This window comes from Granulicella mallensis MP5ACTX8 (assembly GCF_000178955.2).
In the GTDB taxonomy this organism is placed as follows: Bacteria; Acidobacteriota; Terriglobia; order Terriglobales; family Acidobacteriaceae; genus Granulicella; species Granulicella mallensis.
Genome location: NC_016631.1, coordinates 38935 through 65918 on the forward strand (window position 1 = coordinate 38935; position 26984 = coordinate 65918).

22 protein-coding genes are annotated in these 26984 nt (G+C 59.7%); 11 read left to right on the plus strand and 11 right to left on the minus strand.

Features of this window, described 5'->3' with window-relative positions:
- Positions 1-29: 29 nt before the first annotated feature.
- Both ACIX8_RS00165 and ACIX8_RS00170 read left to right on the plus strand, forming a co-directional pair.
- Positions 30-794, plus strand: a complete 765-nt coding sequence (locus tag ACIX8_RS00165) for a glycosyltransferase family 2 protein (protein WP_044175893.1) — start codon at positions 30-32, stop codon at positions 792-794.
- 146 nt (positions 795-940) lie between these two features.
- Positions 941-1234, plus strand: coding sequence for a GIY-YIG nuclease family protein (locus ACIX8_RS00170; protein WP_014263277.1), 294 nt, complete (start codon positions 941-943; stop codon positions 1232-1234).
- A 194-nt stretch (positions 1235-1428) separates the two neighbouring features.
- Here the strand turns inward: ACIX8_RS00170 and ACIX8_RS00175 are convergent, their stop codons facing one another.
- From ACIX8_RS00175 to ACIX8_RS00200, 6 genes are all read right to left on the minus strand, one after another.
- Positions 1429-2580 carry a PHP domain-containing protein gene (locus ACIX8_RS00175; RefSeq protein WP_014263278.1) on the minus strand — a complete coding sequence of 384 codons (1152 nt, stop codon included), beginning with the start codon at positions 2578-2580 and terminating at the stop codon, positions 1429-1431.
- A gap of 202 nt (positions 2581-2782) precedes the next feature.
- Positions 2783-3568, minus strand: a complete 786-nt coding sequence (locus tag ACIX8_RS00180) for an endonuclease III domain-containing protein (protein ID WP_014263279.1) — start codon at positions 3566-3568, stop codon at positions 2783-2785.
- Entirely contained in the window at positions 3565-4566 is a 1002-nt protein-coding gene (locus tag ACIX8_RS00185; RefSeq protein WP_014263280.1) for an isoaspartyl peptidase/L-asparaginase, read from the minus strand. The genes ACIX8_RS00180 and ACIX8_RS00185 overlap by 4 nt, the downstream gene beginning before the upstream one ends.
- 662 nt (positions 4567-5228) lie before the next feature.
- Entirely contained in the window at positions 5229-6326 is a 1098-nt protein-coding gene (locus tag ACIX8_RS00190) for a Vps62-related protein (RefSeq protein ID WP_190273729.1), read from the minus strand.
- Positions 6327-6936: 610 nt separating this feature from the next.
- Positions 6937-8070: a M20 family metallopeptidase gene (locus ACIX8_RS00195; protein WP_014263282.1), complete on the minus strand. Its 1134-nt coding sequence runs from the start codon at positions 8068-8070 to the stop codon at positions 6937-6939.
- 25 nt (positions 8071-8095) lie between these two features.
- Entirely contained in the window at positions 8096-8728 is a 633-nt protein-coding gene (locus ACIX8_RS00200) for a Pr6Pr family membrane protein (RefSeq protein WP_044175895.1), read from the minus strand.
- Positions 8729-8957: 229 nt separating this feature from the next.
- Here ACIX8_RS00200 and lpxC point away from each other — a divergent pair, with 229 nt between their 5' ends.
- Positions 8958-9887 (plus strand): UDP-3-O-acyl-N-acetylglucosamine deacetylase, encoded by a 930-nt coding sequence (lpxC, locus tag ACIX8_RS00205; RefSeq protein ID WP_014263284.1) that lies wholly within the window; start codon positions 8958-8960, stop codon positions 9885-9887.
- 13 nt (positions 9888-9900) lie between these two features.
- Here lpxC and ACIX8_RS00210 read toward each other — a convergent pair whose 3' ends face one another.
- Positions 9901-10434 carry a DinB family protein gene (locus ACIX8_RS00210; protein WP_014263285.1) on the minus strand — a complete coding sequence of 178 codons (534 nt, stop codon included), beginning with the start codon at positions 10432-10434 and terminating at the stop codon, positions 9901-9903.
- Positions 10435-10563: 129 nt separating this feature from the next.
- Here ACIX8_RS00210 and folK point away from each other — a divergent pair, with 129 nt between their 5' ends.
- The 3 genes from folK to ACIX8_RS00225 all read left to right on the plus strand — a co-directional run bounded on the left by folK (position 10564) and on the right by ACIX8_RS00225 (position 11829).
- Positions 10564-11037 (plus strand): 2-amino-4-hydroxy-6-hydroxymethyldihydropteridine diphosphokinase, encoded by a 474-nt coding sequence (gene folK / locus ACIX8_RS00215; RefSeq protein ID WP_014263286.1) that lies wholly within the window; start codon positions 10564-10566, stop codon positions 11035-11037.
- 67 nt (positions 11038-11104) lie between these two features.
- Complete coding sequence (locus ACIX8_RS00220; RefSeq protein ID WP_014263287.1) at positions 11105-11431, plus strand: type II toxin-antitoxin system HigB family toxin; 327 nt, start codon at positions 11105-11107, stop codon at positions 11429-11431.
- Positions 11428-11829: a helix-turn-helix domain-containing protein gene (locus tag ACIX8_RS00225; RefSeq protein WP_014263288.1), complete on the plus strand. Its 402-nt coding sequence runs from the start codon at positions 11428-11430 to the stop codon at positions 11827-11829. The genes ACIX8_RS00220 and ACIX8_RS00225 overlap by 4 nt, the downstream gene beginning before the upstream one ends.
- Positions 11830-11881: 52 nt before the next feature.
- On the opposite strand, the gene ACIX8_RS00230 is transcribed toward ACIX8_RS00225, so the two are convergent.
- Both ACIX8_RS00230 and clpB read right to left on the minus strand, forming a co-directional pair.
- A complete protein-coding gene (locus ACIX8_RS00230) occupies positions 11882-13579 on the minus strand; it encodes an NAD(P)/FAD-dependent oxidoreductase (RefSeq protein ID WP_014263289.1) in 1698 nt (565 codons plus the stop codon).
- 489 nt (positions 13580-14068) lie between these two features.
- Positions 14069-16702, minus strand: a complete 2634-nt coding sequence (gene clpB, locus ACIX8_RS00235; protein ID WP_014263290.1) for an ATP-dependent chaperone ClpB — start codon at positions 16700-16702, stop codon at positions 14069-14071.
- A gap of 188 nt (positions 16703-16890) precedes the next feature.
- On the opposite strand from clpB, the gene ACIX8_RS00240 reads away from it, so the two are divergent.
- Positions 16891-17520, plus strand: coding sequence for a YoaK family protein (locus ACIX8_RS00240; RefSeq protein ID WP_052310535.1), 630 nt, complete (start codon positions 16891-16893; stop codon positions 17518-17520).
- Between the two features lie 125 nt (positions 17521-17645).
- Here the strand turns inward: ACIX8_RS00240 and ACIX8_RS00245 are convergent, their stop codons facing one another.
- A complete protein-coding gene (locus tag ACIX8_RS00245; protein ID WP_014263292.1) occupies positions 17646-18671 on the minus strand; it encodes a hypothetical protein in 1026 nt (341 codons plus the stop codon).
- A 161-nt stretch (positions 18672-18832) separates the two neighbouring features.
- Between ACIX8_RS00245 and ACIX8_RS00250 the strand changes: the two genes are divergently transcribed.
- From ACIX8_RS00250 to ACIX8_RS24265, 4 genes are all read left to right on the plus strand, one after another.
- Positions 18833-20029, plus strand: coding sequence for an alginate lyase family protein (locus ACIX8_RS00250; protein WP_223295434.1), 1197 nt, complete (start codon positions 18833-18835; stop codon positions 20027-20029).
- A gap of 412 nt (positions 20030-20441) precedes the next feature.
- Positions 20442-21821, plus strand: a complete 1380-nt coding sequence (locus ACIX8_RS00255) for a M20/M25/M40 family metallo-hydrolase (protein ID WP_014263294.1) — start codon at positions 20442-20444, stop codon at positions 21819-21821.
- Between the two features lie 178 nt (positions 21822-21999).
- On the plus strand, positions 22000-23817 hold the full coding sequence (ggt, locus tag ACIX8_RS00260; RefSeq protein ID WP_014263295.1) for a gamma-glutamyltransferase: 1818 nt from the start codon (positions 22000-22002) through the stop codon (positions 23815-23817).
- Between the two features lie 93 nt (positions 23818-23910).
- Positions 23911-25920: a tetratricopeptide repeat protein gene (locus ACIX8_RS24265; RefSeq protein WP_014263296.1), complete on the plus strand. Its 2010-nt coding sequence runs from the start codon at positions 23911-23913 to the stop codon at positions 25918-25920.
- A 231-nt stretch (positions 25921-26151) separates the two neighbouring features.
- Here the strand turns inward: ACIX8_RS24265 and ACIX8_RS00270 are convergent, their stop codons facing one another.
- A complete protein-coding gene (locus ACIX8_RS00270; protein ID WP_014263297.1) occupies positions 26152-26949 on the minus strand; it encodes a lysophospholipid acyltransferase family protein in 798 nt (265 codons plus the stop codon).
- Positions 26950-26984 lie beyond the last annotated feature (35 nt).

The following is a 26984-nucleotide window of genomic DNA, read 5'->3' on the forward strand; positions in this document are numbered from 1 at the left end:
TGCAACATTCATTCGATACGCTAACCTTTATGCGACTTAGCTTCGTCATACCGGCGTACAACGAAGAAGCCTACCTGCCAGCGTGTCTGGAATCCATTCTCGGTCAGATCCAGGGCCTCGAAGGCCATACCGAGATCATCGTCGTCAACAACGCCAGCACCGACGCCACGCGCGAAGTCGCGCTCCGCTATCCCGGCGTTACGGTCGTCGACGAACCCCGCAAGGGCCTTACCTTCGCCCGCCAGGCGGGCTTTGCCGCCAGCTCCGGTTCGCTGATCGCCAACGTCGATGCTGACTCGCGGCTCACACCCGGCTGGGTCTCCAACATCCTCGCCGCGTTCGATGCCGAGGTTCCTGCCGGCAAGCGTCCTCTGGCCGCCTTCTCCGGCCCGATCCTCTACTACGACCTCACACCCCGGCAGCGCGTTCTCGTACATGTCTTCTACATGACGGCGTGGATGACCTATGCGATGAACCGCTACATCCTGCGCGTGGGTTCGATGGTGCAGGGCGGCAACTTCGTCACCGCTCGCTGGGCGCTGGAGGCGATCGGCGGATTCAACCTCGCGATCAGCTTCTATGGCGAAGACACCGACATCGCGCGCCGCCTGAACGATGTGGGCGAAGTCCGCTTTACCTTTGCGCTGAAGATGTTCTCCTCGGCACGCCGCCTGAAGAAGGAAGGCATGCTGACGATGGCCGCGCGCTACTCGATCAACTACCTCTGGACGACCTTCTTCAAACGGCCTTATACGCATACACATATCGATATCCGGGAACAGCCGGAAGGGTAGGGTGGCCTTTTGGCCTCTTCCTTAGCTGTTGTCGCTTTTGCCGTTGCACTTGCTTTTGCCGTTGTCGTTGCTCTTGCTTTTCTGGTTGTCATTCCGAGCGTAGCGAGTGAACCTGCTTCCCGCCCGCTGAGGCTAAACTGTTCGCGATGCAAAATCGTGAGTATCAGTTCTACGTCTACATTTTGAGTAGCAGGTCGCGCGATCTCTACACCGGCATGACGAACAATCTTCGTCTCCGTATCAGCCAACACCGCGAGATGAGACCTGGAACCTACACTGCCCAATACAACATTCACCGCCTCGTATACTTCGAACGGTTTCAGTACGTCCGCAGCGCGATTGCTCGTGAAAAGGAGCTGAAGGACTGGACGCGCGAGAAGAAGATTGTGTTGATTGAGAAGGTCAATCCGACGTGGGAAGATCTTGCGGCGAGCTGGTGAAGCTGGCATTGTTGCTGCTCCGGGCGGGAAGCAGGTTCACTCGCTGCGCTCGGAATGACAACCAGAAAAGCAAGAGCAAAAATAACGACAAAAGCAAGAACGCGGGGCGTGGCAAACAATTGCAGAACGCAAAGTAAAAGCGGCCAGCAAGGGTCAACAACCCCTCACCAGCCGCTCTATTTCTCTTCCTGAAGCTAAACCAGTTCCAGTCCCTGCCGTAGATCGTTCACGCCGGGGAACGCGAGGCTTAGCGGAGCCGATACGCCGCGCTTGCCGAACAACCGCACCAGCTTGATCGCATTCGTGATCGCTGCCGGAGGCGCGCCGCCGACCCAGAGTTGGCTCAGTTGCCGCATCTCGCCGTTGGCATCCGGATGGAAGACCCGGTCGTCCCACTTCTGCCAGCCCGGGAGGAACTGCGGGAAGTCGGTAACTGCGTTCAACGTGGACTGCAGGATACGCTGCTCCCAGCGCTCCTGGTACTGATCCATGAAGTGAACGTGGCTGCGGCGCTCGACGCGGATCTCCTCGACGAAGTCGTTGAAGTTGGTCGCCGTCGTCAGGTTGATGTTGGCGTTCGGCTCCAGCCCGTGGCGGTCGCCGCCTGAGATCAGCAGGTAGCCCAGCTCGCGGCACATGCGGCCGACTTCGCGGTTCTCTTGAGCGTGGCGCAGACCGTTCAGCTCCAGCGCATGGATGCAGCCGCGCGCCTCGGAGAGAAACCGCTGGAGTTCCGTGACATGTACCGGGCCAACCTTGTGCAGATCCCACAGCGGATGGTTGCAGACGATCAGGACATGCGGTTGCTCGTGCAGCTCGCGAAGCATCTCGATCAGCTTGGCGTCGTTCGGCGCTGCCGTGTAAGCTTCGAGGCGGCTCATCCACTCCGTGCCGGTGCCGCTGGGCAGGTTGTGGATGCCGAGATGGAAGACCGTCTGGCCGTAGGGAGCGGACCACTCAACCGACATCGGAATGTGTCGCGACGAGGGTACGGCGCGCAGCAACAGCGTGCCTTCGAGCGTGTCATGGTCGGTGATCGATACCAGCGGATACAGGCCAAGGCGCTGAATCTGCTTGGCTTCCAGGTCATAGGCCATGCGGGGCTGCAAGGGCGGACGCCAGTTGGCACGGTCAAAATCCAGCTTGACGCTATATCTTTCGGAAGCTCTCTTTTCGTAGAACGAGAGAACGCTGCCCATGCCTGGCAACGCTACGCCCATCTTGTGGATAAAGCCCAATGTCTCCTCGGAGCAGCTGGTATGGCTGTGCAACGAGACGCCTGTTGTGAAGGCTGCTGTAGCTAGCGGCTGTTTCCAGTTGGTCGAGACTTTTGACTGAGCCTGCATGGTAGCTCCTGGCGGCTATGACATTTTTAGTGCTGTACCAAAGCTTGCCAGCGAAATGCGAATGCACCGTAATCAGAGCAATAACAGACGTTCAATTTGTCGAAATATGTGCCGAATTATGTACCTTTTAGCGCTGGCTCAGGGGTACCTTTTTATTCTTTTAGCAGACCCGCCGGGCTCAGGAGCGAATTCCGGGCGGTTATCAGTCTCCCGGGGTGGGTGCTGTCAGCTTCAATTCGCCTGTGTTTCGCTTTCCCGTAGGACAGATATCCAGCAGAGGACAGGCCTCGCATCGGGGTTCGGAGAACGTACAGAGCGTCTGCCCATGCAGCTTTACCAGCGAGTGGTGCTCATCGAGCATCTCTGCATCCCAGGTCTCGGGTACCAGGCGCATCAGGCGCTCTTCGGTGATCGCCGCGTCCGCGCGGGGAACGACACACAGCCTTTGGACTACCCTTAAGTGGTTGGCATCAATGGAGATCGCCCGTCGCCGCAGCGTGCTGAAGTTCACCACCGCCGCCGATACCTGCGGTCCCACGCCTTCGAACTGCTCCAGCCACGAACGAATCTTGTCGGTGCGATAGCGGGCGAGAAAGTCCAGGGTCAGGGAGCCGTAGCGCTCGGTGATGCCCATCAGCGCGGCCTTCAGGCGCGGGGCCTTCACTTCGGGAAAGGTGACGACTGCAATCGCGCGCTCAATCTCGGCGACCGTGGCGTCGCGGACTGACTCCCAGTTTCCGGGGCCAGCCTGAAAGTAGCGCTCGAGATCACGCATTACCTGGTGAGCCGAAGGAGTCTTGGTGCGTCCGGCCAGAAGAGAGTAGATGAACTGCGTCAGCGGATCCCACGGCTCGCGCGGCGCGGGCTGTCCGTAGTGGCCCAGCAGCAGACGGTGGATGTGGGGCAGACGGTCTGCCTCCTCGGGCGTAAGAGGCCGCCGCTGAGGGGTCGCCGGATCGGCTGGTTCGTTGAAGAGTTCTGCGATCACCCGTTCCTTGTAACCCCCAACTGATGTCCTTCGCTCGTCGCCAGCCCCCAGGCCATGCGCGGCGTGTTGTGTGCGAGGCCTACCGAGCCATCCGGTCCCATCAATATGATGCCGCCGTGTCCGCCGAGCCTCTTATAGAGATAGGAGATGGCGTCGGTCGCGGCCTGTTGCGGGGTCGATCCCGCGGCGACGCGGTCCACCGCCCACTTGCCCAGCACCAGCTTCATGATCGGCTCGCCCCAGCCGGTCAGGGAGACGGCGGCGCTCTCGTTGTCGGCATAGCAGCCGCAGCCGATCAGGGAACTGTCGCCGACGCGGCCCGGGGCCTTCGAGAGCGTTCCCCCGGTGGAGGTGCCCGCCGCGAGGTTGCCGTCCGCGTCGATCGCTACCGCGCCGACGGTGTCGTGCGAGTGGAGCGTTGGGTCGGTTACCTGGAACTCTTCCGGCAGTGCGCGTATGGCTGCGGTCATTGCATCGGTATCGACTGCAGCCTCGCCACTGAATGTTGTGTCCCGTCCGCCCGCGGCTTCGGCACGCTGAAAGGCCATCAGCCGCTCGCGCTCGCGAGGGACGATCAACTCGGTGTTGTCCACGAGCCGTATGCCATGCTGCGTCGCAAACCGTTCCGCTCCGGTGCCGACGAAGTACACGTGCGGCGATTGGTCCAGCACCAGCCGCGCTGCTTGGATCGGGTTCCGCAGGCGCTCTACGCAGGCTACGCCGCCGGTGCGCAGGTTGGCGCCGTTCATCAGCAGGGCGTCGAGCTGCACGCGACCATCGCGGGTCAGGAACGAGCCGCGCCCGGCGTCGAAGGTGTCGTCGTCTTCCATGATGGTAACGGCGGCTTCGACGGCATCGACGGAGCTGCCACCACGCGAGAGTGCATCCCATCCGGCACGCAGGGCGTCGCGAATGCCGTTTTCATGGGCGGCAATGGCATCGTCGGGCATAGCCCATGCGCCGCCGTGGATCAAAAGGATAGGAGAGCGTTTCGTCATCGCTCTGTGATTGTAATTTGGCGCGTGTGTGCAGCGTTTTTGTGGGGGCAGGTCCGGGGTAGAGATTGAAGGTCATGTATCTCGAGCCCAGACTGGGATAGAAGCGAGTCTTGATCTTTAGGGCCAAGGGCCCGTTTCATCCCAGCCTGGGGTGGAGCGGCGCAGCGAGCGGTTTTTAGCTCACTGCAAGCGTAGCCCCAGGTAAGGAGCCAAAGGGAAAGCAGAGGGCTGTAAGCCCGATTCATAGTGCCTGCACAAAAGATGAGTCGGGCTTACAGCCCTCAACTTTTACTCCTGCGCTAACCTGGGGCGTCGCTCCCCAGGCCACCACGCTGTCGCGTGTTGACCCTGGTTCGCTTTGCCCCAGGCTGGGATGAAACGGGCCCTTGGCCCTAAAGATTAAATTGGGACTTTTCTGCAGCCTGTTTAGTCCGGGCATGACAGGACAAATACGAATGGGCTTCAGCCCCTGGGACAAGTCTTCCTATCTTTTGGCATTTCTGCCTGTGGAGAGAAGAGCTTATCCCAGGGGCTGAAGCCCCATTGATCAGCTGCCTTGAATGTCCGGGATAAAGCCCGGACCTATCTCAGAAGCAAAGACAAAAATACTATCTCTGATTCGTCAGGCACTACCTAACAGAGCGTTTCGTCATCCTTTTCACTTACTCCTGAGGCTCAGTCGAAATATACCAGTCCTGAGTTTCCGGTCCGAGCGGCCCGTTCTCATTTGTGTAGCTACTTAGCGCTCCGATAAAGTTGGCACCCTTCGCGAGAACATCCAGCTCCGTCGTTGCTCCGCTCGGAAGGCTGGGTGGATCGTAGATAGTGCTCGTCAGCGCCGGTCCCCAATGGCCATTGAAAGATAGCCACTGAGCTGCTGTTGCGTTGTTGTCGAGTAGAACAAGCTGGCTGGTATTCTGCCACGGCGTCCAGATAACTCCGTTGGAATAAAAGTTTGTTGGCTTGTGGTACACGGTGAAGGTTCCAGTATTGGCCGTATTGTCTACTACCTTTACCCAACTTACCGGAGGCAGCCCAGGCGAGTTCAGAATGATGTCATTAACCTGAATGCCGGCAGTGGGGTAGTTCGCATGACTATCCCATCCCGAATAAACAATAGGATGAGTGCCATCAAGTGGCGGATCTGTCACCCACTGGTTTCCACTGTGCTGGCTGTAGAAGACACCGATAAGGCTGGATTGATCTTCTGTAATTCTTACCGTAACGTGCTCCCAGTCGCCATAGTGCAGCGCGAATCCTGCCCAATCCAGGTTGTACGGTTCGGTCTTGAAGTTGGTGATGACACCTACCTGAAACGGCTGAAACCCATTCCACGTATAGAACAGGAAATATTTGATGTCGATATAAGTGCCGAAATCAAGGACCTTGACGTAGACAGGGGAGTTTACCTGTCCCATATTCGCATTACTCGAGGCAACGGCTGCATCTCCGGACTCGAAGTCGTTGGTGGGCGTGGGATAAACGCCGTTGGAAGGTACAAGGTAGTTCGTAGAAGTAGTATTTGCCGCAAGGCTTGCCGGAGTAACTGCAGTCGTGATGACATTCCCATTGGAGTCCACCAGATTGGACTGGCTGAAGAAATTCTCAACCGACGTGGGATGGTTATTATCGTAAGCGTTGAGATAAATCGTAGGCGCGTATTGCTGAATGGTGCTTAGACTTACTGTCTGTGCATGGGTTTGTGTAGTAGCCACGACGGAGGCTGCGAGCGCTAGAAGGCGCAGGAATTGCTTTGACACACTTGACATAATCTTCTCCCGGAGTAGGTATCGAGTAGATCGAAACAAACTGTGCGTGCCGCTAATATTTTGTATTTTAGGAAGGGTATCGATAGCCCGGCATTAAGCCCGGCATGGATAGCTAGTGGATAGCTGATAACAACAGGTTTTATTGAGTTGGGGCTGAATCATCTCTGCGAGTCCCTCTTTCCTGTGATCCGAAGCTATTATTAGAGCGCTGCAGGGAAAGATATGTGAATACCTGGATAAAATCAGGCGCAGCATTTTATGCTCAATGAGAATGGTGTTTCAGTTAGAAACTGTCTGGCTGGTTACCCATGATAGTTAGTCGTGTTTTCCGGGTAACTGAGCAGTGACCATCGCCAGTCCTGCAAAACCGGTCTATCCTGCAATTCGATCTGTATACAGTGGCCAAAGGCGGTAATTAGGAATTAGGTAGTGTCTGACGAATTGGAGATAGCGGCTTTTGTCTTTGCTTCTGAGATAGGCCCGGGCTTTAGCCCGGGCCTATCTCAGAAGCAAAGACAAAAGCAAAGGCGTAGTCGTCGATTCATCAGACACTGACTATGCCTGTACCAGCTTCCACGCATTTCGAGACCAGCGATAAAACCTACTCTGCCTGGGCGATCATCCCGGCCAGCAGCGCGGTCCGTTCCACGAGGTGTGCCTTCACTACATGCTCGTGTGCCGCATGGGCTCCGGCTCCGACCGCGCCCATGCCGTCGAGTGTCGGCACACCGAGCGCCGCGGTAAAGTTGCCATCGGAACCGCCTCCGGTCGAGGCTTCGTCCAGCACAAAGCCCATCTCATCGGCCAGCTTCCTGGCGAGATGAAACAGCGCTTCGGTTCCCGCCTTGCGCTCCATGGGAGGCCGGTTGATTCCGCCCGTTACTGTCAGGCGGCAGGCCTCGTCCGTGACTGCTAATCCGCGGAAGAGCTTCTCCACGCGCGCTGCGTCGTCCGCCTTCGCGATGCGCACGTCCACCTCGGCGGTACACTCTGCGGCAATTACATTCGATCGCGTGCCTCCGGTGATGACTCCCGGGTTTACCGTCAGACCCTGGCTCAGGTCGGTAAATCCGGCGACCGTCTGTACCAGCCGCGCCATCTCCAGTACCGCAGAGTGTCCACGTTCGAAGTCCACGCCGCTGTGCGCCGCCACTCCCTGAACCTTCAGCTCGTAGTTTCCGACCCCTTTGCGCGCCGTCTTGTAGGCGAGTCCCTGCGCGGGCTCCAGCACGAACACCGCAGAGCACTCCTGAGCGATCTTTTCAGTAATGGCCCGCGAGATCGGGCTGCCGATCTCTTCGTCGCTGTTCAGCAGCAGCGTCACGGGTCGCTCCGCTCCGAGTGCCTTTACCGCCATCAGCGCCTCAAGAGCCATGACGACCCCGGCTTTCATGTCCACCACACCCGGCCCGAAGATCTTGCCGGCGTCTTCCTTCCAGGGCATCTTTGCCAGCGTCCCCATGGGCCAGACGGTGTCCAGATGTCCGAGCAGCAGGACGCGTCCGCGCTGACTCTTAGGAGTCGGCCCGAAGCGCAGCTCCAGCACATCGCCAAATCCCTCCTGTGGATGCCGCTGGATCTCGCCGCCCATCTCCGCCACCCAGGCTGAGACCAGCGCTCCGGCGCGATCCACCGCGGCCTTATCCTCGCTGGGAGACTCGACTTCAACCAGTTCCTGCAGCCGACGCAGCAACCGCTGCTCATCCGCCGCTACCACCTTCACTATGTCTGACATCGTCATAACTTCTACGCTATCGCGTTCAGGATGGTTTTGGATTGGATAGAGATCTCGGACCAAGACGATGGTCCAAGGCCACGAGCCCATAGCTGCAGACGAGGAAGGTAACAGCGATCGCAAGACTGCTGAGCATGGTTTGTTGCCAACCGACGAGACCGGGATCGAGGAATGGATAGGGATACTTGTTAGTTTGAGCCCCACGGATCAGGGAGTAAGCAAGGTACGCGAGCGGGTAGATTGCCCAGACGAGTGGATGTGACCACGTAAGCTGGCCTTTGGGCGTGAAAACAATCCAGAAAAGGGGAACCAGAACTGGAGTGGCCATGTGTAAGAGCACGTTAGCGACTGCGGAGCCGCCGGCGAGTTCCGTTTTACCGTGAAGGAGCAGGGCGTAGATGATGCCAACGAGCAGGATGGAGAGCATGGTGCCGGCGACGATCCAGGACGCCCGCATTTGAGTTCGGCTTGCGAGTCCGGCAAAGACGACGGCGACGAGCAGATTCGTGAGAATGGTGAAGTATGCGAAGACAATCCAGAGCGTGAGCGAAAAGGAGTGATTGATCTGGAAGGTGCTAACGAACTGGAAGGCGAGTCCGAGCGACGCGATTGTGGCAATGCATCCGGCGGCTGATCGACCTACGGTCCCAAAATGCATCGTGGCTATGCTCCGCGCATAGTGTAACTGCCCGCTATAGCCCGCCACGAGCCAATACAGAGGGGATGAAAGGGCTTTACCGGCACGGGCCTTCTCATGGAAAGGGTGCATGTGCAAGCCAGCAACCGGCCTTGTACCAAACTCCTCAACTGTGTCTAATTAGACACACCACAGCGCCCTGTTCCCGGATGTAGCCTGTGGTTCTGTTACAAGAATCAGGGAACCGCACCTGCCTAACGACGCCCAATTCGAACAGACCATCCATAGTCCACTGGATTTCAGCGGTATTGGCCTGCATTCCGGCGCGGAGGTCACGATGCGGCTCGTTCCCGCGCCTGCCGGTTCGGGCATCGTCTTCCGCCGCACCGACCTGGATAACTTCGAGATTCCCGCCACCGGCCGCAACGTCGCGAAGGTTAGCTATGCGACCTCACTGATGCGCCAGGGCGTGTTGATCTCGACGACCGAGCACCTGCTCTCCGCGTTGATAGGTCTTGGTGTCGATAACGTCATCGTTGAGGTCGACAACCTCGAAGTCCCGATTCTGGATGGCTCGGCCCGGCCTTACGTGGCCGCGATGCTCGGTGCGGGCCTCAAGCGTCAGCGCCGCAAGCGTGAATATCTCCGCATCCTGAAAGAGATCGAGGTTCGGGAGGGAAGCAAGTTCATCGGCGTCTATCCCGGTGAGGGCTACTCGATCCACTACACCATCGACTTCCCCGAGCCCATCGGGCACGAGACCTTTGTGGGGGATCTCGAAGCCGGGGACTATTGCAACCTGATCGCGCCCGCGCGCACCTTTGGCTTTCGCGAGGATGAGCCCATGCTGCGCGATATGGGTCTGATCCGCGGTGCCTCCGACGAGTGCGCCATTATCATCGGTGGCGGCGAGGTACAGAACGGCCCGCTGCGCTTTGGCGATGAGTTCGTACGGCATAAGGTCCTCGATCTGATCGGCGATCTCGCTCTTGCCGGCCGCCGCATCTGGGGACGCGTTGTCGCCGAACGTGCCGGCCATGCCATGCACACCGCGCTGGTGCAGCGCCTGCTGCGTGACCGTTCGGCCTGGGAGCTGGCGCATCGCTATGAAGAGCCGGTGGCTGCGGCCAAACCGGCTGTTATGCCTGTGGGCGCTACGCTGCAGCCTTCGCACGCCTGAGTCTTCCGCGGGGCTATTTCGCGGACGGCGGCTCATCAGCGCCAATCAGTTCCCAGATTCGAGCGAGATGATGATCGTCGTGCTCGGCGACAAAGTACAAATGATCTACGAGCCGCATCGGTGTCTTCAAGCGCGGGTGGGGAATGGCTTGGGTCAACAGCGAGGCATCCAGCTCTTCCACCCGCTTCAGCAGCCGTTTTCTGGCCGTGCGGAACTCCGTCAAAATCTCTTCCAGTGGGCGCGCGTTGTGATTCGCCTGGTCGGTCTTTCGGTTCTGCAGGTCGGTCACGGTAAGCTGCTCGCTGGCTGCGACGTAATCCTCCACGCGCGCCAGCCACAGGGGTTCGAGATCGACGAGGTGACCGGCGTGTTCCTGGGCCGACCACTTTTTCTGCGCCTTTTCGGTCAGGCTTTTGTGAGAGTGGCCACGAAGAGCCTCTTCCAGTCTGGCCGGGGTGCCACGCAGGCGGGCGCGCAGATTCGGATGCAGCTCGACGGGAAATGAAAACTCAAACTTGCGTTCAAACCAATCTGGCACTTGACTCATGGGCTCCACCGATCGAAGAGATAGCTCTCAGTAGATATCTTGCCACTTGGGACAAACGAAGGCAGGTTTGCCAGTGATCCAAAAGACACGTAGCGTCGAAGAGGTACCAGAACGGACAGGAACAACCGCATGACCGCCGCTATCGCGCTGGGCTCAAATCTGCCGTCTCCTTTCGGTGACCGCGCCGCTAACCTGCAGGAAGCCCTGCGCCGTCTCGAAGCCCTCGGCCGAGTTACGGCGGTCTCCAGCTTCCATGACACCGATCCCGTGGGTTACGAAGATCAGCCGCGTTTTCTGAACGCCGCAGCGCTGCTCGAAACCGAGCTCTCGCCGATCGATCTATTGCATGGGTTGCTAGCGATCGAACACGCCATGGGTCGCAACCGCGAGAATGCGCCGCCCAAAGGCCCGCGAGTCATCGATCTGGATCTGCTGTTGTCTGGCGATGTCGTTCTGCAGACGCCCGAGCTAACGCTGCCGCATCCGGCGATGCACGAGCGGCGCTTTGTTCTTGCGCCGTTGGCCGAGATTGCACCAGAGATGCAGCACCCTGAACGTCACCGAAATATTGCCGAGTTACTGGCAGACTTGCCCAGTCTCTGAGAATATTGACACTTTTCATTTTGAAAAGTATTTTCAAGGGAGTGACAGGTCTTTTGAAAGCAGCTCCATGCACATTGTTACCGAAAAGCACCTGAATGGAGCGTCAGAGCAATATTCAGAAGCTGCCAAAGAGGTTGCAGCTTGGCGCAAGATTGCCAAGGCGGCGCGGTGGCGGAATTTCCTTGAAGTCCGGCAGGTCTTTAAGGATGCAGACGATGTTGGTGGCTATGTGATCTTTAACATTCGCCAGAATCGTTATCGTCTGATCACGATCATTCACTACTCGCGAGAGAAAGATGGCAGATCCACAGAAGGGCATATTTACATCCGATCTTTCTTGACGCACAAGCAATATGACAATCGAGCGAACTGGGATAGAGGGGTTCCACGATGAGTACAGTACTGGCGAATCCGGCTGAAATGATTCGACAAGGGGCACCACACCTTATTCACTCGGATGAGGAACTCGCGGAATACACGGAGGCGCTCTTCGATCTCACGGCAAAGGCTGCTCCCTCCCCTGAAGAAGAAGAGGCAATCGAGCTTCTGACGCTTCTTATAGAACGCTACGAGATGGAGCGCTACCCTGTACCCGACGCTGGCCCTATCGATGTGCTGCGATTTCTTCTCGATCAGAACGGGCTTTCACAGCGAGACATCGCTGAAGATCTTGGCAGCGAAAGCACAGTATCGCTCGTTCTTTCAGGTAAGCGCCTTCTGAATCGCGATCACATTATGCGGCTCAGCCAGCGTTTTCATGTTTCACCGGCGGTTTTCTTTGGAACAACGTAGAAGAAAGCATGGCTACGCGTTCTGCCTTCGGTAACGGGCGCGAAGTCTGCTGTTACTTCTTCTCTTCGTGATATTCCTGCTCGGTATTGATGCCCCACACCGCAGCCTTGTCCACGTGTCCTGCCGCGATGCCGTCCACCACGGCCATCGCCGTCAGCATCGAGTGGTCCTGGTTGTTGTACTTGTGCATTCCATTGCGGCCCACCAGAAACAGGTTCTCGAAGCTGTCGGTAAACTCGCGCAGCTCGTTGAAGCGGTCGTAGGTTCCGAAGTACGCCGGGTAGGTCTTCGGCACGCGCACCACGTGCGAGTCTGTCACCTCGCTGGTCCGCAGGATTCCGATCTTCTCCAGCTCCTTTGCGGCAAAGCTCTTTAGTTCTTCGTCGGGCATCGACCACAGCGGATCGGTGTCGTAACAGAAGTACTCCAGCCCGATCCATACCTTCGTCGGGTCGGAGACCATGTAGGGTGACCAGTTGTTGAAGATCTGCAGCCGCCCCAGCAGAACGTCGGGCTCCTGGATGTAGATCCAGGTGTCCTTGATCAGCCCGCCATCGGGCTCGCGCACATCAAGCTTGTTCGCGAGCACACCCACCGTGATGAAGTCGCGATACTGTAGGCCGTCGCTGACCTCGCGCACGTTGGCGGGAACATCCACGCGCAACGCCTGCACCAGCTCGCGCATGGGCATGGTGGAGATAAAGTAATCGCCTTCGAACCGCTGCCGTTCGCCGGCATCGTTTACCGCCTCGATGGCGACGACACGTGAACCTTCGACGAGAATCGCGTCGACCTTCCACTGCATGTGGATCTCGCCGCCCATGGCGATGACCTTCTCGGCGACGTGCTCCCACAACTGGCCCGGGCCAAACTTCGGATACAGGAACCGCTCGATCAGCGAGGTGTCTGTGCCTTTTTGTGCGACATCGCTCTCCGCGCTCTTCGGCTGCGCGCTGAAGGCCTTCTTGACGAAGTGCTTCAGCGCCGTCGTCAGCGAGAGCCCCTTGATGCGCTGCGCTCCCCACTCGGCGGAGATCATGTTGCACGGCGTTCCCCATACCTTCTCGGTGTAGCTCTTGAAGAACGTGAGGTAGAGCTCCTTGCCGAAGCGGTTGATGAGAAAGTCTTCGAGGCTCTTCTCTTCCTTGATCGGGCTAACGCGGCTCATCACGTAGCTATAGCCGATCTTCACCATGCGTACCGGGCCGAGATTGGCGATCGTGTTGCCGGTGAGCTTGATGGGATAGTCGAAAAACTTGCGCAGGTAGTAGATGCGGCTCTTGCGCGGACGTACCAGCATGACTAGGTCGTCGGACTCGGGCGGCGGGGCGACGACGGTGGCTGCTACCTCTTCTTCGGTAGCGCTCTCTTCTTCTTCGTCATCGCTTTCTTCCATCTCAGAGTGCAGCGGTCCCATGCCGCGCAGAGGCGGTTCTTCCGGAAGATGTGCGGGAACGGCGACGGTACGTTGTTTGCCCTGGTAGCTGATATCGACGCCGGTAGGCGCGGCGTCGGCCAGATCGGGAGGCATCAGGTCCATCCACCACTGCATCACGCGGTCGCTCTTGGAGAAGAAGCGGTGCCCGCCGATATCCATGCGGTTGCCCTTGTAGCGAATGGTGCGCGAGATGCCGCCGATCTCGCCGCTGGCTTCCAGAATGACTGGCTTCACGTCGGTCTTGCGCAGAAGTTCCAGTGCCGCTGTAAGTCCTGCCGGCCCTGCTCCGATGATGATTGCCTTACGCGCCATGCGCTTTCTCTTGCTCCAAACACGCATTCCGCGTCGAATCAAGCTTATCGCATGGGTGCTGGGCTGGCGAAAAACAAGCAACGACAAAAGCTCTCGTGGAAGCAGAGCAAGGATGGGAATTCGGTACGGACCATGTGCCAAAGGCGCGACCCCCTATATATCAGGGTTCATTTCCCCATCCACAAAACCGTCATTCTGAGCGAAGTAGCTCGCGCACTTTGCGAGCTACGTAGTCGAAGAACCCCGAAACCTTACGCGTTTGCCCCAACCCTCCACACCTTTTCTACCCCGAACCCTCGTGCCCCAGCCTCTGTGGTCGGAACGATCCTAGCGGCAGAGGCGAGACAAACTCTTCGGGGTTCTTCGACTGCGCGTCTCGCAAAAGCGCGAGCCGCTACGCTCAGAATGACGATTTCGTGGAAGGGTAAAGACTTGGAGCAAGATCATTCCCGCATCGCACAATTCTGCCGTGCGATGCGGGAACTCCGCTTACGCCTCGCGGTTCTCCACCACGAACTCCAGCACGCCCTTCTTGTCCGCTTCGACCTTCACGCGGTCGCCGTGGAGCACGCGCCCGTCGAGGATCCGCATCGCCAGCGGGTCCTGTACCAGGCGCTGGATCGCCCGCTTCAGCGGCCTTGCTCCATAGGCGCGGTCGTAACCTGCCTTGAAGATCGCAGTGCGCGCCGCGTCCGTCAGGGTCAGCGTAATGCGGCGGTCTGCGAGCATCTTCTGCAGGTCCGCCAGCCGCAGGTCGACGATGTGCGTCAACTGGCTCTCGCCCAGCGGATGGAAGACAACCGTGTCGTCCACGCGGTTCAGGAACTCCGGACGGAAGTGCTTGCGCAGCTCTTCCATCACGCGGTTCTTCGCCTCTGCGAAGCCGTCCTCGCCCTCGGCCCAGGCGGTCGAAAGCTGCCCCGCGCCGAGGTTCGAGGTCATGATCAGCACCGTGTTCTTGAAGTCCACGGTACGGCCCTTGGAGTCGGTCAAACGCCCGTCGTCGAGCACCTGCAGCAGCACGTTGAAGACATCCGGGTGCGCCTTCTCGATCTCGTCGAACAGCACCACAGCATACGGCCTGCGCCGGATGGCCTCGGTCAGCTGTCCGCCCTCATCGAAGCCAACGTATCCCGGGGGCGCGCCGATCAGCCGTGCTACGGCGTGCTTCTCCATGTACTCCGACATGTCGATGCGTACCATCGCCTGCTCGTCGTCGAAGAGAAACTCCGCCAGCGCACGCGCCGTCTCGGTCTTGCCGACACCGGTAGGACCGAGGAAGATGAAGCTTCCGATCGGCCGCTTCGGATCGCTGAGACCCGCACGGGAGCGGCGAATCGCATTCGCGACCACTACCAGTGCCTCGTCCTGGCCGACCACACGCTCGCGCAGACGCTGCTCCATCTGCGTCAGCTTCTGGACCTCGCCTTCGAGCATCTTCGCGATAGGAATGCCCGTCCACTTAGAGACGATCTTCGCGATATCCTCCTCGTCAACCTCTTCTTTCAACAAGCGCGAGGCGCTGTCGCCCGACTTGGCGTCGGCAACACCGGCGTCCTGGGTGGCGGTCAACTCCTTCAGCTCACGTTCCAGCTTCGGAATCTCGCCGTACTGCAGCTCCGCCGCGCGTTGCAGATTGCCCTTGCGGGTGGCGTCTTCCGCCTCGAAGCGCAGGGCTTCCAGCTTCTGCTTCAACTCCGCCACCTGACCGATGGCGCCGCGCTCTTTCTGCCAGCGAGCGCGCAGACCGGAGGCCTTCTCCTGCACCTCGGCGAGCTCGCGCTCGACGTCGTGCAGACGCTCCTTCGAGTTCACGTCGTCCTCACGCTGCAGGGCTGCGCGCTCGATCTCGAGCGAGGTCGCCCGCCGTTCCAGGTCGTCGATCTCCACCGGCACGCTGCCGATCTGAATTGCCAGCGCTGCCGCGGCTTCATCGACGAGGTCGATGGCCTTGTCCGGCAGGAACCGGTCGCTGATGTAGCGATGCGACAGCTCCGCTGCGGCTACGATGGCCGAATCCTTGATCCGCACCTTGTGGTGCGTTTCGTATCTTTCCCTTAGCCCGCGCAGAATCGCAATCGTGTCTTCGACGTTCGGTTCTCCGACGAAGACGATCTGGAAGCGCCGTTCCAGCGCCGCATCCTTCTCGATGTACTTGCGATACTCGTTCAGCGTCGTCGCGCCGATGGCGCGCAGCTCGCCGCGTGCCAGCGCCGGCTTGAGCATGTTGCTCGCGTCGATGGAGCCCTCGGCGGCGCCCGCGCCTACCAGGGTATGCAGCTCGTCGATGAACAGGATGATCTGTCCGTTCGACTCCTCGATCTCCTTGAGCACAGCCTTCAGGCGGTCTTCGAACTCACCGCGAAACTTTGCGCCCGCCAGCATCGAGCCCAGGTCGAGCGAGATCACGCGCTTGTCGCGCAGGATCTCCGGCACGTCGCCCTGGAAGATGCGCCGCGCCAGACCTTCGACGATGGCTGTCTTTCCAACGCCGGGTTCGCCGATCAGGACGGGGTTGTTCTTCGTGCGCCGCGAGAGCACCTGGATCACACGCCGAATCTCCTCGTCGCGCCCGATCACGGGATCGAGCTTGCCGCGCCGCGCCTGCTCCGTGAGGTCCTTGGCATACTTCGCCAGAGCCTGGAACTTGCCCTCGGGATTCTGGTCGGTCACACGCTGCGAGCCGCGCACGGCCTGCAAGGCCTTCAGGATCGCCGTATGGTCCGCGCCAAACGCAGCCAGCGCGGTCTGCACCGGCTCACCTTTGCTCGCGCTTAGTGCGAGCAGGAGATGTTCTGTCGACACGTAGTCGTCCTTGAAGTTCTCCGCTTCCTTGAACGCGCCGTCCAAAACCTTCTGCATCGCACTGCCCAGCCCCGGCTGCGCCGCTCCCTGCACCTTCGGCAGCTTGTCGATGGCGGCATTCACCTGCGCGAGCAACTGCTGTGCTGGCACGCCGACTTTCTCGAGCACCGGCAACACCACTCCTTCTTTGTCTTCCAGCAGGGCCGCCATCAGGTGCAGCGGTAATACCTCAGGGTTGCCGTTTTCGGCGGCATGCCCCTGCGCTCCCTGGATCGCTTCCTGCGACTTCACTGTAAATTTGTCCCACTTGATAGCCATTTGCTCTTTCCTCCATCAATCTCTAGTAGCTCTCGAACTCTCAGCCCGCGAGCTCAACAAAACCTCTGTCATCCCATCCTTGGGCCGTATCCTACTCTCGACACATGCCCGAGCCGAACTCCCATCCCTCGCAACCCGAAACTCAATCCGACCGGGAACTTCGCGCTGCCGGGGAACTGCCTGTGGCTATGCTTCTGGCCTGTACCGGCGGCGGTCTCGATGCCTTCGTCTACCTCAACCACGGCCACGTCTTCGCTGCTGCCATGACGGGCAATGGCATCTTCCTTGGCGTCGCTGTACTGCAGCACAACTGGGCGCAGGCCGGTCGCCACCTGGTACTGCTCGCCTCCTTTGTCGTTGGCGTCTTCAGTTCCAAGGCGCTTGCCGGCACTCTCAAGCGGCACGCCATCGTCATCGGTCTGCTGGGCGAGATTGGCATGCTCTTTCTCGCCTCGTGGTTGCCGGGCTCGTTTCCCGACGGCGTCTTCGTGCCCATGCTCGCGGTGGTTGCCGCGTACCAGACGGCCAGTTTCAGAACCGCCGATACCTACTCTTACAACTCGACCTTCATGAGCGGCAATCTGCGCGCAGCCATCGAAGGCCTCTACGATGCCTTTACTCCCAGCCATCGCGAGACAGGCCTGCGCCAGTTCCGGAAGCTGGCGTTGATCGTCGCCAGCTTCCTGGCAGGGGCGATCATCGGAGCCATTCTGGCTCCACGCCTGTTCAACCACACGCTGTGGTTCTTCGACGTGCTGCTGCTCGTCGTGCTGGCGTTGGTGATACGCCACAGCCGGGATATTCGGGAAAACTCGTAAATTGCTCATTTAGCAAGAGAATCTAAAAGGTGTGAACCGAAGTCCACGCCGGCTCACGCATTCTTTAGACGCAACTATAGCACTATGGTTGCAGAAAATGTGATAGCAACTAACTCATGTTTGGATTAGCGCAAGTAGAAGCCTTCCATCCGTTCGGAGCTCCCAAACTCGCCGCTCATCCGCTGACTCACCCACTGGAGCACCTGGGTTCGACGTAAGGCAAGATTCGTAGCTAGTTGCACCTCTGAATCGCTGCACAGACTTACGATCTTTGTCCCCACCAGCAGGTCACTACTCTCTTTACCAGCAAGCTGACGCACATATTCTTTGGCTTCCTGCGCTTTCTCAACGGTCTCCGCAGCGTAGAGCCCGCGATGGACTCCCTCGGCCCAGAAGCGATAAAAGCATTGCTCGGCTACAGAGATAGCCATATTCAAATCATCGACGCCGATCAGTTTGTCGTTGCGAAACACCGTCTCCGGTTCCTTTACGGTCTCACCGGCGATCCTGTAATCGGCTGTCATCGTGTCACCGACGGTTGGCAGAAAGTCATCCACCCGCAGTACCCAGCGGAGCAGCCGCAAGGGTTCGAGAGATAGCCATACAGTGTTGATCTGTTCTATCGTCCAGTGCCCATCAGGCAGTAGCAGCAGATCGCGCTCGGTGTCGCCGAGGCGGTTGTAGAGTCCGTGCTCGCGCAGAGTCTGCAGATGTCGGTGACGTGCAGTAACCTCAATGCCTTCTGGGAGCTCTTTGGTCTGAAGAAAGACCTCATGACCGGCACGTTCGGTCAGTACCGCATGCAACAGGGCCAGTTCGGCGAACTCGCGTCGCAGTTCCGGACCTGATGGCAAGGGTTGGGGGTTGTTCTTCTTCTCCGGCGTTCGGGTGAGATAGCTGAGAAGCAGACCCATCAGCACAGCGGCAATCACGACAACGCTCACTCCTGCGCCCCCGGCACCCAGAAAGCCGAGATAGGCCACAAAAAAGAACAGCGGTAGTAGAAGCAGGACGAACTGCCTCAACTCCTTGCGTGCTCGTCGATCTTTGTGTGCGCGCCGCAGGGCAACCCTGCCGGAACGCCACGTCTCTCGGTGGAATAGCCGCCGCCAATAGTTGTTCGAAAACAATCGCAGAAAAAGGGACCGCATCGGATCTCAAGCATATCTGGACGTAGTTGGGGATGTCGTACACGTTCATGAACTGTGGCACGCACAAGCGCTTGAATGTACTCTAATTTTGCAACGCACTATCCCTTACCTACCTCATCTGCATAGGAAGTGTTGAAGTGCTGTTTGGCATGGCGAGGAGCATGATGGTTTCCAATCCTATGAATAAGTTCAGCCGGAGGCGTTTCTGCGCCGTTTCCGTAGCCGCCGCCCTTTCAAGCCAACACCTCGCGTGGGCCGCCACGAAGCAAAGCCCGTTTGCGATGGTGTCCGCGGCCGACCATGACCGCGTCCTGCGTCTCGCCGATCACTGGCTGCCGGAAGCTCCGCAAACGATTACGTCCTTTCATTCCTCCAGGAGCCCCGCTGGCCCGCACGACTTCTTCTCCGAGGCCGACTACTTCTGGCCCAACCCGGCAAATCCGGCTGGTCCCTACAAAGAGATCGACGGCAAGAGCAATCCGGACAACTTCCAGGACCATCGCCGTGCAATGATTCGCCTGAGCCAGGCGATGCCCGCGCTGACTGCCGGGTACGTCCTCACGAAGCGCAAGGACTACGCCCATGCGGCTGCGGCGCACCTGCTGGCATGGTTCGTTACGCCAGCCACGCGGATGAAGCCCAACCTCGAGTACTCGCAGGGCGTACGAAACGGAGGCCCAACGGGCCGCAGCTACGGCATCATCGACACGCTGCATCTGGTCGAGGTCGCCCGTGCCGCCGGCTTCCTGCGGAAGTTTTTCACCCCTGCGGAGTGGGCCGACCTGCGGAGTTGGTTCCGTGACTATCTCCTCTGGATGAAGACCAGCGAGAAGGGCATGCGCGAGCGAGATGCGACTAATAATCACGCCATCTGCTGGGCCCTGCAGGCGGCGGAGTTCGCCCACCTTGATGGCGACGAAGACACCCGCGCGGAGGTTCGCGAGCGCTTCGAGACGGTGCAACTGCCGATGCAGATGGCGCCTAATGGCAGCTTCCCCCGCGAACTCGCCCGCACCAAGCCCTACGGGTACTCCATCTTCAACTTCGACGCGGCGGCGGCGCTCTGCTGGTCGTTGGGCCAGCAGGAGATGGTTCGCTTCTCGCTCCCCGATGGACGTGGGATGTGCAAGGCCGCGGAGTTCCTGGAGCCGTACCTGGCGGACAAGGATAAGTGGCCCTACGCGCACGACGTGCAGCACTGGGAGAGTTGGCCGGTCCGCTCGCCGGGGTTGCTCTTCTGTGGCGTGGCGTGTGGACGCGAAGAGTACCTCGCTCTCTGGCGCAAGCTCGATCCCGATCCTACCGATCCCGAGATCATTCGCAACTATCCGATTCGCCAGCCGGTGCTGTGGGTGTAGCTATAACTTCTTCATTGGGTGATGAGATTGCTCACGGACAAAAGCGGGTACCCCTACCAATTTGGGGAGTAGGGGAATATTTGCGTTCCTTGTGGTTTCTATACCAAGAGCGGTCACAGGGGTAAGCGATATCTCGGTCGCCGAAGCTCTCTCTGCTTCCATTTTGCAGCTCTGCGGTTTCCGTTCGAAATGAATTCGCTACCTGTGTCGACATCGGGGCTACCCGTAATGAGCGGTTTTGTCGCACACAGGCCTGCCCTAAGAATCTGTCCAGGAGTGGAACACCACGATTATGTCTTTCGTTTCAAGAAGCTCGCGCTTCCTTTTAGCAGCAGGTCTCATCACCGTCTCCAGTTCACTCTTGCGGGCACAACAAAATGAGCCTCAAAAACCTGACAACAGTATTTTGTCGATGATTCAGCACTTTTCAGAAGATGCTCCCGGAGCGTGGACCGCAGACCAATTGACAACCATGGGCCGTATTCGCGATGCGGCGCTTACCGATCCCTATGCCTATAACGAACTCGACCACCTGGCCAACAACATTGGGCCGCGTCTGGTGGGCTCTGTCCAGGCGCAGGGGGCTGTCGACTGGGTGGCGGAAGAGTTGCGCACGCTTGGCGCGAAGGTCACGCTCGAAAAGACCATGGTTCCCCATTGGGTGCGTGGGGAAGAGCAGGCCTCTCTCACGTCATGGCCTGGAGGAGTTCCAGGTACACAACAAAAAATAGTGGTGACCGCCCTTGGAGGGAGTCCGCCTACGCCGAAAGAGGGGCTTACAGGCGAGGTCGTGGTCCTAAACAGTTTTGCCGAGCTAAAAGCTCTTCGTCCAGGCTCTCTGAAGGGTAAGATCCTCGTCTTCAATCGCCCCTTCGACAAGGAGCTTGCGGCAGCGGGGCAGGGAATCGCCGCCTATGAGCAAAGCGTCTTGTACCGAGCCCTGGGGCCCACCGCAGGCGGTGCTGCAGGCGCTGCTGCGGTACTAGTCCGGTCCGTCGGCAGTGCGGACTTCAGGCTGCCACACACAGGTGAGACTCTCTATGCGAAGAATGTGGTTCAGGTTCCGTCGGCAGCTCTGGCTGCTGAGGATGCCGACCTGATTGCTACCCTGGCAAAACAAGGACGACTTACCTTGCACCTGACCTTGACGACTCAGATCCTGCCGGATGTGCCAAGTTACAACGTCATTGCCGACTGGCCGGGAACCGAACATCCCGAACAGATCGTCATGGTTTCGGGCCATTTGGACTCCTGGGATCTGGGCACCGGAGCGATTGACGACGGAACCGGAATCGTCATGTCCATGCAGACGATTCACCTATTGGCGAAACTTGGAATCCACCCTCGCCGGACAGTGCGATTCGTTGCCTGGATGGGAGAGGAGTCGGGTGCACAAGGAGCGCTCACTTACGCCCACGATCATGAATCGGAGATCGGTTCGCACGTGGCTGTTCTGGAAGAGGATTTTGGAGCTGACCACCCCATTGGTTTGACGTTCAGCGGAGCAGCCGCCCTCAGAGGATATCTGGCGCCTCTCGCGAAGGTCTTAGACCCAATCGGTGCGAGCATGATCACTCCGGGCGATGAAATTGGCGAGGATGTCGCGCCGCTGATCAGTAAAGGCGTACCGGGATTCACTGCAGCCCGTGATCCACGTTTTTATTTCCAATATCACCACACGGCAGCCGACACCTTTGACAAGGTTGATCCCAAAAATCTGGCCGCAAGCGCAGCGGTTATGGCCGTTACCGCGTATGCGCTGGCGGATGCTGAGACCCCGGCACCTCGGTGAGGATTTGCCAAAGCGCCTCCAGGTCTTGTGCCCGGTCCTGTCAGAACCGGGCACAACAGGTTTTACGGCGTATGGCAGCTTACGGCACAGGGACTTGCAGCGAAGGGTTTACCACCAGCTCTTTGGGAACCTTGAATAGGGACGTCAAGATATCCTTAGTTGCATTCACGGAGACGCCATGGCCCGCTTCGCACGAATTTCTTCCGTCGCCCTCAGTTGCACGTTGCTTGCGTCTTCCTTTGCAGTTGCCCAGACGCCACCTGTAACCGCCCCACACGCGATGGTCGTCACGATTCACCATGACGCCACGGACGCCGGAGTCGAGATCCTGCGCGAGGGCGGCAATGCGATCGATGCGGCGGTTGCCGTCGGCTTTGCCCTGGCGGTGGTGCACCCGGCGGCCGGCAACATCGGTGGCGGAGGCTTCATGCTGATTCGCCCGGGCACCAAAGCTCTGGCTCACGGACAGCCGCACTTCCTCGACTACCGCGAGAAGGCCCCCGCCGCTGCCGGTACCAACATGTATCTCGACGCGCAGGGCAATGTTATTCCGAAGATGAGCACGGTCGGCTCCAAGGCCAGTGGTGTTCCCGGCACCGTCGCCGGTCTCACCTATGCGGAGAAGCAGTACGGCCGGCTGGGCCTCGCAAGGGTCATGCAGCCGGCCATCAAGCTCGCGCGTGACGGCTACGTGCTCACCGAAGAAGAGGCGCACACCCTGCACAGCGGCGTCCTCAGCCAGTTCCCGGCGTCGTACCGCATCTTTCAGCGGAACGGCAGGTTCTACGAAGCCGGAGAGCGCTTCCGGCAGCCCGAGCTCGCACATACTCTCGAACGCATTGCCACTGATCCGGAGGATTTCTACCGGGGCAAGATGGCCGCTGAGATAGCCGACTTCGAGAAGGCCAACAACGGCCTCATCACTGCGCAGGACCTCGCGATGTACCAGGTCAAGGAGCGTACCCCGCTGGTCGGCCACTATCACGGCTATGAGGTGCTGACCTCGCCTCCGCCCAGCTCCGGCGGCATCGTGCTGCTGGAGACGCTGAACATCCTCAGCGGCTACGACCTGCCCAAGGTCGGGCCGGACCGCAGCCCGGCGCAGATTCACCTCATCACGGAAGCCTTCCGCCGTGCCTACATGGATCGTGGCGACTACCTCGGAGACCCCGACTTCAACACCATGCCGCTCGCGCAGATGGCCGATCCGAAGTACGCCGAAGCCTGGCGCAAGACAATTGACCCGACCAAGCCTTCGCCTTCCGCAACGCTGGTGCGTCCTGCAGGCTTCATGCCTGAGCCGCCGCAACCCGAGGCGCAGCCGCATGAGTCGCCGCAGACTACGCACTTTTCTGTCGTCGATGCCGACGGCAACGCCGTGTCGAGCACCTACACGCTGAACTTCGGCTTTGGTTCGGGCGTCACCGTCGACGGCCTCGGATTCCTGCTCAACGACGAGATGGACGACTTCGCCTCAAAAATGGGCGTTCCCAACGGCTTCGGGCTGATCCAGGGGCCGGCCAACGCGATCGCGCCGGGCAAGCGCCCGCTCAGCTCCATGACACCGACCATCGTCAGCGAGCCTTCGAGCTACACCTATCACAAGCTCCTGGGCCACACGACTTCGTCCGTGGTGCGGCCCGGCAAGCTGCGGCTTGTGCTCGGCTCGCCCGGCGGTTCGACGATCATCACCACGGTCGCCAATGACCTTATCAGTGTGCTCGACAACGGCCTCGATGTTCAGGCCGGAGCAGATGCACCGCGCTTTCATCATCAATATCTGCCGGACGTGCTGCAGTTCGAGAAGACCTTTCCCCAGGCTCCTATCGCTGCTATGAAGGCCGCAGGCTATGTCACGAAGCGCGAGGCGGAGTTCGATGAGAAGAGCGCCGGCCAGTGGGGAGACAGTGAGCTGATCGCCGTCGATCCCAAGACCGGAGTGCTAATGGGTGGGCAGGACAAGCGGCATCATTTCGGCAAGGCTGCGGGGTATTAGGGCGACGACGTTTCGCTGTTGTCTTTCTTCCTTTCACAAGCTTTGTGGAAAGGCCGGAAAACCTAAATACCCACCCATGCCACCATAGACACAATGAGCTTCTTCAACCTCTTCGGAAAGTCCAAGTCCTCGACGCCCAAAGCGGAACCTACCCCCAAACCTACGCCACCGCCCGCGACCCAGGAGACCGTAACCCTTCCCGCAGGCTCCCTCCTTCAGCGAGCCCCGGAGGTCGCACCGGGAAAGCGCCCCGAAGACACCCCGGCCACCGTCCGCGCCTATGACGAGTTCGGCCGTGAGGTGCTTATTCCCGTCGAGGCCTGGCGTTCCAGCGTCCTGCCTGCCGCGCTCGAGAGAGTGAAGGACGATCCCAACCAGCTCTACAACCTTATCGTCGACGCCCTTCAGCTTCGCCTCGCCTCCGATATGCTTCCCGCCGCCGAGCGTCTCCATGAGATCGACCCTCTGCCCGAGCGCGGAACCACGATCTACGGAATCGTGTTGATGGAGAGCGGCGACCCGCTTGCCGCGAGCCGTCTCTTCGAAAGCTATCTCGCCGAGAAGGGTTCCAGCGGTGTGATCCTGACCAACCTCGCCAAGGCGCAGACCGCCCTCGGGCAGGAAGCGGAGGCCGAGGCGACGCTCTGGCGTGCGCTCGAAGCCGATCCTAACCAGGAGAACGGACTCGGCTGGTACACCGCGATGGCCCGCGATCGTGGCGGCGAGGAGGCTTATCTCGAGGCTATGCACCGCGCCGCCGACCTTCCCTCGGCGTGGCGTCCGCAGGTCTGGCTGGCGCGAGCCGCTCTGGAGCACAACGACGTGTCGCAGGCTATGACGTTCTACGGGCAGGCGCTCGAACGTGCCGGAAGACCGGCTCCACTGGTGCTGCTGCAATCGATGAGCGGCGACCTCGGCCAGACCGGACACCTCCGCGAAGCGCTGGCCCTCACGCGCCCTGCCTACGAGGCGAAGACCCACGGTCTCGCCGTCGGCAACAACCTCATCAAGGCTTCGCTGGACCTCGGTGAGATCGGCACGGCACGGGCCATGGTCGAAGAGCTCTACACATTGAACCATCCCGACTGGGCCGATAACCTCCACTTCTGGGAGATGGAGATTCGCCGCAGCGAACTCGCCCAAAATGGACTCCAGCCTGAATCCTTGCCCGAGCCCAGGGTGACGACCTACAGCATCGAGGGTCCGGTCTGGTTGCCAGGGAACGCACCCTCGCGCATTCTCTTCGCACTGCCCGCACCGCGCCGCGCCAAGGTGGTCTTCCTCGGTTCGAGCATCACCGGCCAGCAGCCGCAGCAGTTCTTCGCCGGCCAACTCCCGGATGCGCCCGGACGCCTCAGCCGTGCGCTTCCTCTCTTCCTCGCCGAGAGTACGTTCCTGCATCTCGGCCTCGACACGGACACAATCATTCCCTGGGTAGAGCGCGGCGGGTTCGCTGTTGTTTCCGCTCCGTGGGGCGAACAGGAGTCCGTAGAGTACGCACGCAAGACGAACTCCGATGCGGCGATCAGCGTCCACATCCACTGCGTCGAACAAACGGCAGAGGTGACGCTGCGCATCCTCCGTGCTCAGCCTGAATCCGCTGAGCCCGCAGTCTTCGCGGAGTTCACGGTACCCTTCAGCTTCGAACAGGCTGGCACCGGCGCGCTGGGAATCTGGTCGCAGTTGGCGAACAGGCTCGTGCAGCTCTTTGGGAACACGCCTGCGGCGGTCGAGCCTTCGCGCTACACGCTGCCCGCAAACAATGGCCTTGGGACCTATCTGCTGCGGCTGGAGCAACTGCTGGCCGTACGCTGCGCAGGCAGCGAGGATGAAACGATGAACTCCCTCAGCGGCCTTCGCGAGATCGTACGCGGCGAGCTGGATCTTGCGCTCAGCACTCCGCATAGCCTGCCCGCGCGTCTGATCCTGCACGAGACCTTGTTGCGGCTTCGCGATCTGCAGCCGCATATCGCGGCCGAGTTCCGTCAACCCACGGAGCTGTTGCAGCAGCGGTATTCGCTGCCGGACTCGCAGGCGAATGCGATTCTTGAGCGCCAGTTGCGGGCTATCTATGGAGATGGAGATACAAGCGAAGGCGTTTAGTTGTTGCCCGCTTTTGCCGTTGTTTGTTTTTCGTCGTTGTCGTTGCTTGTTTTTCGCCGTCATCCTGAGCCGTAGGCGAAGGACCCCCGAATTAGTAGCGGCACAGTCGCATGGGGAACACCCAGGCAAACGCTGCTGGGGCCAGGAAGCTGCGTTCGCTCAAATGGGCATCGTGCAAAATGCGGGGATCCTTCAGCTACGCTTCAGGATGACGACGAAAAACAAACAACCTCAACCATGGTGCGCGATATACGTCGCATGAATCTCGTTGCGCAGGCGTTCTGTCAGCGCCTCGGCATCACGTGTGGTCATGCCGATCGTAGAGATCGGCTCGCCGACGATCAGCTTCAACGGACGCGGACGTAGCGCATACACATGGATCGGCAATAGCTCATAGGTACCTACAAGCGTTAGCGGAACGAGCGGCACCTGGGCCTTGATGGCCAGCCACGCGGCGCCGGCGACCATCGTCTGCAGCTCACCCGTTGCGGCGCGGCCGCCTTCGGGAAAGATCACCAGCGGCATCCCGGCTTCCAGTGTCTTGACGCCGCGGCCGAGGCTCGTGATGGCCGAGCGCGCGGAGCTCTGGTCGATGGGCACCTGTCCTGAACGGTCGAGATACCAGCCGATGAATGGGATCTTCCATAGCGGAGCCTTCGCCAGGATGCGGAACTGGAACGGCAGCTTCGCGAAGAGCACGGGGGTGTCGTAGTAGCTGAGATGGTTGCTGGCGTAGACGGCGGTCTTGTGTGTCCGCAGCCGCTCGGCATTTTCGAGCGTAACCGGCGAGAGCGCGACCCGCAGCAACACGCGCGCCCACTGGCGGGCGATGAAGTGCTGCTGGCTGCCGTCCTTGTCCCACAGGCCGCAGGCGAGCGAGATCGTGCCGAAGAAGATCGTCGCAATCCCGACCAGCGGGATCAGCAGCAGGTACGAGAGCCAGCGCAGGGCGAAGGGCACGGGTGAACGCGGCGCGGGTTCGCGTTCCGTGTGTTCTTCAGGCTGAAGGGTTTCATTGGCTGCTGGCATCTATGGCTATGCTAAACCGGGTCGTCGTGATTACA